Consider the following 12,113-nt stretch of genomic DNA (forward strand, 5'->3'; position numbering starts at 1 on the left):
TTGTTCTGGTTATGTTCTAATATTGGAGGCCAGCCAGAGAGGAATCGCCATGTTCATGGACAAGTCGCAGCCCCTTCCGCAGGCCGGTCCCGCGCACAAGATCTTCTTCGCCGCCGTGCCGCCCGAGCCGGTGGCGGCGCGCATGGCCGAGGTCTGGCGTCTTGGCGGCTTTTCCGCGCCCTTGCGGCACAGGGTGCTGCACATGACCATCCAGATGGTCGCCGAGGCCGAGATCGTCGATGCGGCGCTGGCCGGGTTCCTGAACCGGCCGATGCAGGATTTCCGCTTTCCCGCCTTCGACATCACCTTCGACCGCATCGCCAATTTCGGCAACCGCGCGGCGCGGCGCCGGCCGCTGGTCTTTACCACCCGGGGCCAGGAGGCGACGCCGAACGCGCTGGCCCGTGCCATCCGCCGCCGCTTTGCGCCCTCCGGCTGGCCCTTGCCGGCGATGTATGTCACCCCCCATGTCACCGCCGCCTATGGCCGGGCGCTGCCGGAATCGCTGCGGCTGGTGCCGCCGATCCATTGGCATGTCGACGAATTGGTGCTGATCGACAGCCTGCAGGGCCTGACCACGCACCTGCCCCTGGGCCGCTGGCGGCTGGACGAGGCCTGAGCGGCTCACGGCCCCAGCACGCGCACCTTGGCGATGCGGCCGTCGCAGCGGCGCACGGCGATGCGCAGCCGCTCGATCAGATGCGTCTCGACATAGCTGGCGTGAAATCGGCTGGGGGCGAACAGCGTCAGGCAATCGCCGGCGACGCCCGCCTCGGCCAGGCCGGCGAACCAGGCGTCGAACAGCGCGCGATCCTCTTCGGCGAGCCGCGCCCGGGCCTCGCCCCAGAGGCTGCCGGGCTCGACCGGCAGGGCGGGCTCGGCGCGGTGCAGCGGCACGACATTGCTGGCGGAAGGCGCGGTCTCGCCGCCGATGCGGGCGACGAAATCGGGGCCGATGTTGGCCCATTCCGGCTTGGTGTCCAGCAGGATGCGGTCGAGGTTCAGCCCCAGCACCGAGACGCGGCCGCGCGCGCCCTGCTGCTTGATCTCGAGCCAGCCGAGCGCGCGCAGTTTGGCCATTTCGCGTTTCACCGTGCGTTCATCGACGCACCACAGCCGGGCGATCTCGCGCTGGCCGATGGTCAGCTCGTCGCGCTGCCAGTTGTAGCGGGTGGTGATGAGGGCCATCAGGCGCAGGATCAGCCGCTGGCGATGCTTGTCGCCGGCCAGCCCATGCGCCATCATCGCGCTGAGCAAATCATATTTCTTGGCCGCGGCCTCCCGACCGACGGCACGGATCACCTGCATGGCTCGTCCTGTCCCCGGCTGGCGCCGGATGCCTTCATTCACTGCTCGAAGAGGCCCCGCCTTTTGACGGTGACCCCGGGATGGCGCTGACGATCTGCTGTCGTCTGAAACGCTTTTCGCCATCTGGAGCTCATTTGCGTCCTGTTTCCCGATTCTGTCAAGCGCTTTGCCGGCAGAGCCAAATTCCAGCCCCGATCATCAAAGAAAAAAACGGTATCAATGGTATAGGGGGACTCGCTGGGCGTCCCTCATTGCGGGTCTTTTGTCCCCCAATCCGGCGGCGAAGCGGACGATGTGTCCTCCTTTTCGTCCGCGGGATCGGCGTGCTGCCCCGAGCCGGAGGCCTGGGCGATTCGGCCGGCAGGGGCTGGAAATCCCGGGTTTTCCGGGCTTTGACGCTTTCAGTTAAAACGGCTTTTGCCAAAAGCGCAAATCCGGCGTAAAAGCGGATTGGAACGAAATCTGCGTCCTAATAAATACAGGCATCCTATGTATACGCATGAAGACCTCGCCAAGCTGCAGGCGCAATCGCTGAAGATGCAGGGCTGGATCCGGCGCCAGACCTTCAGCCCGGCCAATGAGAAGACCCTGCGCCGCTTCTCGAGTTGGGAGGTGGCCGAGCTGATCTTTCGCATCAACCAGTCGACCTTTCGCGGCAAGCTGGCCGCGGATCCGAACCTTCCCCTCGGGGAAGTCGAGGAGGACGGCCGCCAGCGCTGGTTCTCGCTTGACGAGATCAACGAGCTGCGCCGGCGGGTGCGGATCAACCGCAAGACGCTGATGCCCTATCGCCCGGAGGGCAAGCGCGCCTTTCGCGCCGCCATCGCCAACTTCAAGGGCGGCGCCGGCAAGTCCACGGTGGCGCTGCATTTCGCCCATGCCGCGGCGCTGGACGGCTATCGCGTGCTGTTGGTCGACTTCGACCCGCAGGCGACGCTGAGCCATTCCATGGGCCTGACCGACGTCGGCGAGGACCACACCGTCTGGGGCATCATGGCGCGCGACCTGGAGCGCGAGACGGACCGCATGAACAATGCCGCCGCCGGCGCCGAGTCGGGGACCGCCCTGCCCCGCCGCAAGCTGCCGACCTCGATCCGCGCCATGGGCCTGGGCAGCCTGCGCCCGGCCGATTTCATCAAGCCGACCGCCTGGTCCACCATCGACATCATCCCCAGCTGCGCCAATGCCGCCTTCGTCGAGTTCGCCAGCGCGCAATACCGGCACCTGAATCCGGAATGGACCTTCTTCGGCGCGGTGTCGCGCTTCCTGGATAGCCTGGCGGACGATGCCTATGACCTGATCCTGTTCGATTGCCCGCCGGCGATCGGCTACCAGTCGATGAACGCGGTCTTTGCCGCCGACATGCTCTATATCCCCTCGGGGCCCGGCTATTGGGAATACGACTCGACCACCAGCTTCATCGGCCAGCTGTCCGAGGCGCTGGAGGACCTGGCGCATGGCTTCGACAACTTCCCCACGGGGAAGATCAAGCTGCCGAAAGCCTTTGCCGACATCCGCTTCCTGATGACGCGCTATGAGCCCTCGAACGAGCTGCACCAGGCGATGTTCGGCGCCTTCAAGCAGGTGTTCGGCGAGCATATGGCCGAGCATCCGATCGAACTGACCCGGGCGGTGGAGCAGTCGGGCCGTTTCCTGTCCTCGATCTACGAGATCGACTATCGCGAGATGACGCGCGGCACCTGGCGCCGGGCGCGCGCCACCTTCGACCAGGCCTATGAGGAATTCCGGACGCGCCTGGTCGCGGCCTGGGACAAGCTGGAGGGTGAGGCATGAGTCGCAAGCGTCGCGTCTTTGAAATCGACATGCCGGACGAGCCGGCGGCGGAACCGCCTGCTGACTTCCCCGCGGGGAAGGATGAGCGCGAGCAGCGCCGGGGCCCGATGGCGACCGCGATCAACGAAACCGCCGAGTCGACGCGCGACCGCGCCCGGCTGGAGGCGCAGATCCGGGCCGAGAACGACGCCCTGGCGCAGGAGCATGTGCGGCTGAAGCGCGCCGGGCTGATCACCGACATGATCCCGCTGGACGCGATCGACACCCGCAAGCTGATCCGCGACCGCGCGCCGGGTGCCGATTACGAACTGGCCGAACTGGTCGAGTCGATCCGCGACATCGGGTTGTCGAACCCGATCCGGGTCGAGCCGGCGGGCGACGGCCGCTATGAACTGATCCAGGGCTGGCGCCGGCTGTCGGCCTATCGCCAGCTGCTGGAGGAGACCGGCGATGCCGAGACCTGGGGCCGGATCCCGGCCGGGATCGCGGCGCGGGGCGACGAGCTGGAGAGCCTCTATCGCCGCATGGTCGACGAGAACCTGGTGCGCAAGGACATCTCATTTGCCGAGATGGCGCAGCTGGCCTTGCATTACGCCATGGACCCGATGACCGAAGAGCACGACCCGGAAAAGGCGGTGGCGATCCTGTTCAAATCGGCCGGCTATCAGAAGCGCAGCTATATCCGCAGCTTCATTCGGCTGATGGAAAGCCTGGGCGAGACGCTGATGTATGCGCCCGAGATCCCGCGCGCGCTGGGGCTGGCGCTGTCGCAGCGGCTGGACGAGGTGCCGGGCACGGCGGCGGCGATCCGGGCCGAGCTGAAGGACTGGGACACGCGCAGCATCAAGGACGAGCTGGAGATCCTGCGCCGCTATGCGGGGCAGGGCGGCGACGAGGATGCGGCCAAGCCCGCGCCGCGCGCTTCGGCCCCGACCGTCCCCGCGGGGAAGGCGCGCACCACCTTCCAGATCGAGCGGCCGCAGGGCAGCGCGAAATGCACCGCCGCAAACGGCCGGCTGGAGATCCGGCTGCCGCGCGACTTTACCGCCGTGGACCGGCGGCGGCTGGAGGCGGCGGTGCGCGCCATGCTGGAGAGCCTCGACTAGCCATGCTTGGCGGGCCTTCCCCACGGGGAAGGTCGCGCCGTCTTCCCGCGGGGAAGGCTTGCGAGGCGGGGGTGCGCGTGGTAATACTGGCGGTAATACCGAGGAGAATCGCCATGCGCATCACCATCAAGGGCCAGGTCACCATCCCGCAGGAAGTCCGCGATTTCGCCGGCTTCCAGCCTGGGACCGAGGTCGAATTCCTGATCGGCGACGATGGCGTGGTGCGCGTGGTCGCCGCCGATAGCGCAGGCGACAGCCGCGGCCGCCGGCTGGAGACGGCGCTGGCCGGATTGCGCGGCAGCGCCGACACCGGGCTTTCCACCGACCAGATCATGGCGCTGACCCGGGAATGACTCCGGTCCTGGTGGATGCGAATATCCTGATCGACATTGCGACCGACGATCCGCGCTGGGGCGGCTGGTCGGCGCGGATGCTGTCGATGCTGGGGCAGGGCGCGCGGCTGGTCATCAACCCGCTGATCTATGCCGAGGTCTCGGTCGCGCATAGCCGCATCGAGACGCTGGACGCCGTGCTGCCCGAGGACGTGTTCCACCGCGAGCCGCTGCCTTGGCCGGCGGCCTTCCTTGCCGGCAAGGCCTTTTTGGCCTATCGTCGGCGCGGTGGCAGCCGGCAGGCGCCGCTGCCCGACTTCTATATCGGCGCCCATGCCGCGATCCGGGGCTATCGGCTGCTGACCCGGGATCGCGGCCGCTACCAGAGCTATTTTCCCGGCGTGGCGGTGATCTGCCCCGACAGCTGAATGGGGGCTTCCGGTAGACCGCGGGATCGGCTTATTCTGCGGATATGAAGCATTGCGAGGCAGCAGGCGTGCCGTCCGATCCTGACCCATCCTATCACGGCAAAGCGGCCCCTGGCCAGCTTTTCGACGCGGCTGCCTGGGGTGCGGCGCAGGCGGGGCTGGCCGAGGCGCTGGCGCGCGCGAGCCTGGCGCTGGGGCGGCTGGACGGCATGCTGGCGGCGCTGCCGGCCGAGGCGCGGGCGGGTGCCGTGACCCGGCTGGCGCTGATCGAGCTTGAGGCGATGCTCTGGGCGCAGGGCACGCCCTTGCAGCGCGAGGAGATCGGTCGCGACCTGATGGAGGCGCGGGCCGGCGCCGACCTGGAGGCGATGCGGCTGGCGCGCTGGGGCTTGCGGCGGCTGGAGGGGCAGGGCAATCCGGCCGACCTGCGCGGCTTTTTGGGGCTGCATCGGGCCGAGGTCTCGGGGCTGGACGAGATGCTGGCGACGCGGCCCACGGGCGGCAGTTTCGACGCGGCGGCGGCGGAGTTCCACGACATGGCGGTGGGATTGGCTGCGGTGGCGCCGCTGGCGCGGGGGCCGGCGCTGCGCATGGCCTGGCGGATCTGCGGGCTGTCGGCGCCCGAGGTGCTGGCCGAACCGGCGGTCTGGACCGCGCGCGACATGGCGGCGGGCTGCGAGGCGCTGCGCTTCGTGCCCTTCGGCCGGCACGGGCGCGGGGTCTGGGTCGACGGCGGCCCGGTACCCGAGCGCATGGGGCGGCACCTGGCGGCGGTGACGGCGGGGCTGGTCGAGGCGCGGCAGGAGCTGGTGCGGGTCGCCGACTGGCAGGCGCGGGCGCTGGCCGCCGTGGCGCGGATCAAGGGCGAGAACCCCGCCCGTGTCGTCGCGGCGCTGGCCGCGCATCCGATCCTGAGTGCTTCGATGCTGGAGGGGCTGGCCGGCATCAGCCGCGACACCGCCGAGCGGTTGCTGGTCCGGCTGCGCGACATGGGCCTTGCCCGCGAGATCACCGGGGCGCGGCGCTTTCGGCTGTGGGTGCTGGCGGGCTGAGCCGGCGGAAGGCGCCGGGCGGGATGCCGGCCTGTTTCAGGAAGGCGCGGTGGAAGGCGCTGGGTTCGCCGTAGCCCAGCCGATGCGCGATCTCGGCCACGCTGAGGGGCGTGTCGCGCAACAGCTGGCGGGCGGCGCGCAGGCGGATCTCGGCCCGGATGGCGCCGTAGCCCTGGCCCTCGGCGCGCAGGCGGCGGCGCAGGGTGGCGGGCGACAGGCGCAGATCGGCGGCGAGGCGGTCGAAATCGGGCCAGTCGGCAGGGGGCGTTGCCTGCAGCCGGGCGCGGATGCGGGCGGTCAGCCCCTGGTCGTGGCGATAGCGGATCAGGATATTGGCCGGCGCGCCGCGCAGGAAGCCTTGCAGCGCCTTTTCCTGGCGAATGATCGGCAAGGGCAGGTAGCTGGCGGCAAAGGTCAGGCGGCTGGCGGGCTGGTCGAAATGCACCGGCGCGCCGAAGAACTGCAGGTAGTCGCCGCGATCCTCGGGCGCGGCGCAGGCGAAATCGACCCGCATCAAGGGGATGCGCCGGCCGATCAGCCAGCACATCAGCCCGAGCAGGATCAGCCAATAGGTGCGATAGGCGAAGGCGCGGCGGGGCGCGGCGCGGTCGGTCAGGCGGATCTCGGCCAAGCCGTCCTGCACGGACAGGCTGCCGGTCGGGTCGTCGAGCAGCACGGCGAGGAAACGCAGCGCCCGGCGCAGGGCGTTCTCCAGCGTGCCGGCATGCACGGTCGCCTGGCACAGGAGCTTGAAGCTGCCCGGGCGCATGGGCCGCGCGCCCTCGGCAAAGAACTCGTCGCCGACCGCATCCGCGATGGCGAGCCAGAGCCGGCCGTATTGCACGTTCGAGACCGGCTGGCCGCGGTCGTGGATGCCGGCCGCGGCCAGGAGCGGCGCCGGGTCGATGCGGCGGCGATAGAGGCAACCCAGCGCGTCCTCGACGAAGCCGGGCGAGATCATGCGGCGTTCCACGGGCGGTCCATCTTGCAAAACCGATCAGATAATCTGGCCGGGAATGACATTGTTTGCAATGCCGAGCGCGCTAAGCTGGCCGGGAACTCGGAGGAGCCGCGCCAAGCTTGGGTTGGGCGTTGAGTGGAGGAACATATGGTGGCGAAGGATCTCGCCCGGTCGCGGCCGGGTTATGAGCAGGCCGTGGCGCGGTTCAGCATCGAGGCGGCGATGGAAGGCTTGCAGGGCGATCTGCAAGGCGGCCTGAACGCTTGCGTCGAATGCTGCGACCGGCATTGCGGCGCGGACCGGGTGGCGCTGCGCTGCGTCTCGGCCGAAGGCGCGTTGCGGGAGTATACGTTCGAGGAATTGCGCGACCTGTCGGCGCGGGCCGCGAACCTGTTTCGCGACAAGGGCGTGAAGCCGGGCGACGTGGTGGCCGGGCTGCTGCCACGCACGGTCGAGCTGGTCGCGGTGGTGCTGGGCGCCTGGCGGCTGGGGGCGGTCTATCAGCCGCTGTTCACCGCCTTCGGGCCCAAGGCGATCGAGCACCGGCTGGCGACCAGCGGCGCCAGGCTGGTGGTGACCAATTCCGCCCAGCGGCCCAAGCTGGACGAGATCCCCGACCATCCGCTGGTCGCCACGGTGGGCGAGGCGGTGCCGGCGAGCGACGTGGATTTCCGCGCCGGCCTCGACGCGGCCTCGGACCGGTTCGAGCCGGCGATGCGGCGGGGCGAGGATCTGTTCATGATGATGTCGACCTCGGGGACGACCGGCCTGCCCAAGGGGGTGCCGGTGCCGCTGCGGGCGCTCTTGGCCTTTGGCGCCTATATGCGCGAGGCGGTGGACCTGCGCGAGGACGACGTGTTCTGGAACATCGCCGACCCCGGCTGGGCCTATGGGCTTTATTACGCGCTGACCGGCCCCTTGCTGCTGGGGCAGGCGACGATCCTGTACGAGGGCGGGTTCACGGCCGACACGACCTATGGGCTGATCGCGCGGCTGGGGGTGACGAACCTCGCGGGCTCGCCCACCGCCTACCGGATGCTGATCGCGGCCGGGCCGGAGGCGGCCGCCGCGGTCAAGGGCCGGTTGCGCGTGGTCAGCTCCGCCGGCGAGCCGCTGAACCCCGAGATCATCCGCTGGTTCGCCGAGCACCTGGCGGTGCCGATCCATGACCATTACGGCCAGACCGAGATGGGCATGTGCGTGAACAACCACCACGGGCTGGAGCATCCGGTGCGTCCGGGCTCGGCCGGGCTGGCCATGCCCGGCTATCGCGTGGTGGTGCTGGACGAGGCGGGGCGCGAACTGGGGCCGAACCAGCCCGGCGTGCTGGCCATCGACCTGGAGCAGTCGCCGCTGATGTGGTTTTCCGGCTATCTGAACCAGCCGAAACTGGCGGGGCGCTATTATTCCACCGGCGATTCCGTCGAATTCGAGCCCGACGGCTCGGTCAGCTTCATCGGCCGGGCGGATGACGTGATTACAAGCTCGGGCTATCGCATCGGGCCCTTCGACGTGGAAAGCGCGCTGATCGAGCATCCGGCGGTGATCGAGGCGGCGGTGGTCGGCGTGCCCGACCCCGAGCGGACCGAGATCGTCAAGGCCTTCGTCATCCTGGCGAACGGGGTCGAGGGGACGGATGCGCTGCGCGAGGAATTGCAGGGCCATGTCAAGCGCCGGCTCTCGGCCCATGCCTGGCCGAAACTGCTGGACTTCGTGAGCGAGCTGCCGAAGACGCCCTCGGGCAAGATCCAGCGCTTCATCCTGCGCAGGGCGGAAGTCGAGAAACAGGCGAAGGCGTAAGACATGGATATTCGGGACAAGGTGTTTCTGGTCAGCGGCGCGGGCTCGGGCCTGGGGGCGGCGGTGGCGCGGATGGCGGCCGGCACCGGCGCGCGGGTCGCGGTGCTGGACGTGAATGCCGAGGCCGGCGAAGCGGTCGCGGCGGAACTGGGCGCGGCGGCACGCTTCCTGCGCTGCGACGTGACCAGCGCCGAGGACGGCGCGGCGGCGGTGGCGGCGGCGGTCGCGGATTTCGGCCGCATCGACGTGGCGGTGAACTGCGCCGGCGTGGCGCCGGGCGAGAAGATCGTTGGCCGCGACGGGCCGCACCGGCTGGAGAGCTTTGCCCGCGCCATCCAGATCAACCTGGTCGGCACCTTCAACATGCTGCGGCTGGCGGCCGATGCCATGGCGAAGAATGCGCCGAATGCCGGGGGCGAGCGCGGGGTGGTGGTGAACACCGCCTCGGTTGCCGCCTATGACGGGCAGATCGGGCAGGCGGCCTATGCCGCCTCGAAGGGCGGTGTCGCGGCGCTGACCCTGCCCGCCGCGCGCGAGCTGGCGCGGCACGGCATCCGCGTCGTCACCATCGCACCCGGCATCTTTGCCACGCCGATGATGGCCGGGCTGCCGCAAGAGGTGCAGGAGTCCTTGGGCGGCACGGTGCCTTTCCCCTCGCGGCTGGGGGATCCGGGCGAATATGCGGCGCTGGTGCGCCATATCGTCGAGAATGCCTATCTGAATGGCGAGGTCATCCGGCTGGATGGCGCGCTGCGCATGGCGCCGAAGTGATGGCGCCCCGAAATCAGGAGATCCGACAATGAGCAGCGATCCGATTGTCATCACCGGCGCGGCGCGCACGCCGATGGGCGGCTTCCAGGGCGATTTCGCCGGGGTCGAGGCCGCCGCGCTGGGCGCGACCGCGATCCGGGCTGCCCTGGCCGGGCTCGACCCGCAGGCGGTGGACGAGATCATCATGGGCTGCGTGCTGCCCGCCGGCCAGGGCCAGGCGCCGGCACGCCAGGCGGGCTTGGGCGCGGGCCTGCCGCTGGGGGCCGGGGCGACGACCGTCAACAAGATGTGCGGATCCGGCATGAAGGCCGCGATGCTGGGCCATGACCTGCTGCTGGCTGGCTCGGCCGATGTCGTGGTCGCGGGCGGCATGGAGAGCATGTCGAACGCGCCCTATCTGCTGCCGAAGGCGCGCAGCGGCTACCGCATGGGGCATGGCCAGGTGCTGGACCACATGTTCCTGGACGGGCTCGAGGATGCCTATGACAAGGGCCGGCTGATGGGCACCTTCGCCGAGGATTGCGCCGAGGCCTATCAGTTCACCCGCGAGGCGCAGGACGAATTCGCGATCAACTCGCTGACCCGGGCGCAGAAGGCGATTGCCGAGGGGCGGTTCGCGGCGGAAATCGCGCCGGTGACGGTCAAGAGCCGCGGCGGCGACACGCTGGTCGCGATCGACGAACAGCCGGGCAAGGCGCGGCTCGACAAGATCCCCGGGCTGAGGCCGGCCTTCCGCAAGGATGGCACGGTGACGGCGGCGAACAGCAGCTCGATCTCGGACGGGGCGGCGGCGCTGGTGCTGATGCGCCAGTCGCAGGCCGAGCGGCGCGGGCTGACCCCGCGGGCGCGGATCATCGGCCACGCGACATTCGCCGACAAGCCGAACCTGTTCCCGACCGCGCCCATCGGTGCCGTGCGCCGGCTGCTGGAGCGGACCGGCACGGGTCTGGGCGATTACGACCTGTTCGAGGTCAACGAGGCTTTCGCCGTGGTCGCCATGGCGGCGATGCGCGATCTGGGCCTGGCGCATGACGTGGTGAACGTGAACGGCGGCGCCTGCGCGCTGGGCCATCCCATCGGCGCCTCGGGCGCGCGGGTGCTGGTGACGCTGCTTTCGGCGCTGGAGGGGCAGGGCGGCGGGCGCGGCATCGCCACGCTCTGCATTGGCGGCGGCGAGGCGACGGCCATGGCGGTGGAGGTGCTGCCATGATCCTGACCGAGGAACAGGAGGCGATCCGCGAGGCCGCCCGCGATTTCGCGCAAGAGCGGCTGGCGCCCGGCGCCGCCGCCCGCGACCGCGCGCATCAGTTCCCGCGCGAGGAGCTGACCGAGATGGGGGCCCTGGGTTTCCTGGGCATGCTGGTGCCCGAGGCGCATGGCGGCTCGGAAACCGGCATGGTGGCCTATGCCCTGGCGCTGGAGGAGATTGCCGCGGCGGACGGGGCGTGCTCGACCATCATGTCGGTGCATAGCTCGGTCGGCTGCGTGCCGATCCTGCGTTTCGGCACCGATGCGCAAAAGGAACGGTTCCTGCCCAGGATGGCCGCGGGCGAGTGGATCGGGGGCTTTGCGCTGACCGAGCCGGGGGCGGGGTCGGATGCCTCGGCGCTGAAGACGCGGGCGCGGCGCGAGGGCGCGGATTACGTCATCGACGGCGCCAAGCAGTTCATCACCTCGGGCAAGAATGGCTCGGTGGTGATCGTCTTTGCGGTGACCGATCCCGAGGCCGGCAAGAAGGGCATCTCCGCCTTCATCGTGCCGACGGAGACGCCGGGCTATCAGGTGGTCTCGGTCGAGACGAAGCTGGGGCAGCATAGCTCGGATACCTGCGCGCTGGCGTTCTCGGCCATGCGGGTGCCGGCCGAGAATCGGCTCGGCGCTGAGGGCGAGGGCTACAGGATCGCGCTGTCGAACCTGGAAGGCGGGCGCATCGGCATCGCGGCGCAGGCGGTCGGCATGGCGCGCGGCGCCTATGAGGCGGCGCTGGCCTATGCGCGCGAGCGGGTGACCTTCGGCCGGCCGATTGCCGAGCACCAGGCGGTGGCCTTCAAGCTGGCCGACATGGCGACGCAGATCGACGCGGCCCGGCTGATGGTGCTGCGCGCGGCGAGCCTGCGCGAGGCGGGCAAGCCCTGCCTGCGCGAGGCCTCGATGGCCAAGCTCTTCGCCTCGGAAATGGCCGAAAAGGTCTGCTCGGCCGCGATCCAGATCCATGGCGGCTATGGCTACCTGGCCGATTACCCGGTCGAGCGCATCTATCGCGATGTGCGGGTCTGCCAGATCTACGAGGGCACCAGCGAGGTGCAGCGCATGGTGATCGCGCGCGGGCTGTGATTCCGCGGCCCGCCGATTCCCGTGTCGGAATCGGCGGGCCTGGCGATTCCCCCGGCGTTTGCTGGGGTTCCGGGCGGGCAGGGGCGATGAGGAACCCGTGTCGGGCGGGCAGATGTTCCTCGGCGGAACAAATCCTTTCCTGAATTTTCCTTTATGTTTCATATGTTTGCTGGAAAATTTCATGGTTCCGTCACTTTCCCTCTTGCGGGTGTTTGTGCCGCGGCCTA

At 69.4% G+C, this 12,113-nt stretch carries 12 protein-coding genes; 10 read left to right on the top strand and 2 right to left on the bottom strand.

Annotated elements, in window-relative coordinates; all coding sequences use genetic code 11:
• Positions 1 to 49 precede the first annotated feature (49 nt).
• Positions 50 to 619: a 2'-5' RNA ligase family protein gene (locus tag E3D03_RS10810; RefSeq protein ID WP_062562655.1), complete on the top strand. Its 570-nt coding sequence runs from the start codon at positions 50 to 52 to the stop codon at positions 617 to 619.
• A 5-nt stretch (positions 620 to 624) separates the two neighbouring features.
• Here E3D03_RS10810 and E3D03_RS10815 read toward each other — a convergent pair whose 3' ends face one another.
• Positions 625 to 1,308, bottom strand: a complete 684-nt coding sequence (locus tag E3D03_RS10815) for a DnaA N-terminal domain-containing protein (protein WP_263566970.1) — start codon at positions 1,306 to 1,308, stop codon at positions 625 to 627.
• Between the two features lie 489 nt (positions 1,309 to 1,797).
• Between E3D03_RS10815 and E3D03_RS10820 the strand changes: the two genes are divergently transcribed.
• From E3D03_RS10820 to E3D03_RS10840, 5 genes are all read left to right on the top strand, one after another.
• Positions 1,798 to 3,102 (top strand): AAA family ATPase, encoded by a 1,305-nt coding sequence (locus tag E3D03_RS10820; protein ID WP_062562657.1) that lies wholly within the window; start codon positions 1,798 to 1,800, stop codon positions 3,100 to 3,102.
• On the top strand, positions 3,099 to 4,208 hold the full coding sequence (locus E3D03_RS10825) for a ParB/RepB/Spo0J family partition protein (protein WP_263566971.1): 1,110 nt from the start codon (positions 3,099 to 3,101) through the stop codon (positions 4,206 to 4,208). Before E3D03_RS10820 ends, E3D03_RS10825 begins: the two co-directional genes overlap by 4 nt.
• A gap of 113 nt (positions 4,209 to 4,321) precedes the next feature.
• Positions 4,322 to 4,561: an AbrB/MazE/SpoVT family DNA-binding domain-containing protein gene (locus tag E3D03_RS10830; protein ID WP_018000630.1), complete on the top strand. Its 240-nt coding sequence runs from the start codon at positions 4,322 to 4,324 to the stop codon at positions 4,559 to 4,561.
• Positions 4,558 to 4,968: a type II toxin-antitoxin system VapC family toxin gene (locus E3D03_RS10835; RefSeq protein ID WP_263566972.1), complete on the top strand. Its 411-nt coding sequence runs from the start codon at positions 4,558 to 4,560 to the stop codon at positions 4,966 to 4,968. Before E3D03_RS10830 ends, E3D03_RS10835 begins: the two co-directional genes overlap by 4 nt.
• Before the next feature lie 68 nt (positions 4,969 to 5,036).
• Positions 5,037 to 6,020: a hypothetical protein gene (locus E3D03_RS10840; protein WP_263566973.1), complete on the top strand. Its 984-nt coding sequence runs from the start codon at positions 5,037 to 5,039 to the stop codon at positions 6,018 to 6,020.
• Here E3D03_RS10840 and E3D03_RS10845 read toward each other — a convergent pair.
• Positions 5,977 to 6,993 (bottom strand): AraC family transcriptional regulator, encoded by a 1,017-nt coding sequence (locus E3D03_RS10845; protein WP_263566974.1) that lies wholly within the window; start codon positions 6,991 to 6,993, stop codon positions 5,977 to 5,979. The two genes, E3D03_RS10840 and E3D03_RS10845, sit on opposite strands and share 44 nt — an antisense overlap.
• 135 nt (positions 6,994 to 7,128) lie before the next feature.
• On the opposite strand from E3D03_RS10845, the gene E3D03_RS10850 reads away from it, so the two are divergent.
• The 4 genes from E3D03_RS10850 to E3D03_RS10865 are packed head-to-tail and all read left to right on the top strand — an operon-like array spanning position 7,129 to position 11,886.
• Positions 7,129 to 8,781 (top strand): acyl-CoA synthetase, encoded by a 1,653-nt coding sequence (locus E3D03_RS10850; RefSeq protein ID WP_263566975.1) that lies wholly within the window; start codon positions 7,129 to 7,131, stop codon positions 8,779 to 8,781.
• Positions 8,782 to 8,784: 3 nt separating this feature from the next.
• Positions 8,785 to 9,552: an SDR family NAD(P)-dependent oxidoreductase gene (locus E3D03_RS10855; RefSeq protein WP_263566976.1), complete on the top strand. Its 768-nt coding sequence runs from the start codon at positions 8,785 to 8,787 to the stop codon at positions 9,550 to 9,552.
• 28 nt (positions 9,553 to 9,580) lie between these two features.
• Positions 9,581 to 10,762 carry an acetyl-CoA C-acyltransferase gene (locus E3D03_RS10860; RefSeq protein ID WP_263566977.1) on the top strand — a complete coding sequence of 394 codons (1,182 nt, stop codon included), beginning with the start codon at positions 9,581 to 9,583 and terminating at the stop codon, positions 10,760 to 10,762.
• Positions 10,759 to 11,886, top strand: a complete 1,128-nt coding sequence (locus E3D03_RS10865) for an acyl-CoA dehydrogenase family protein (protein ID WP_263566978.1) — start codon at positions 10,759 to 10,761, stop codon at positions 11,884 to 11,886. Before E3D03_RS10860 ends, E3D03_RS10865 begins: the two co-directional genes overlap by 4 nt.
• Positions 11,887 to 12,113 lie beyond the last annotated feature (227 nt).

This window comes from Paracoccus sp. DMF, from assembly GCF_004407025.1.
Taxonomy (GTDB): Bacteria; Pseudomonadota; Alphaproteobacteria; order Rhodobacterales; family Rhodobacteraceae; genus Paracoccus; species Paracoccus aminovorans_B.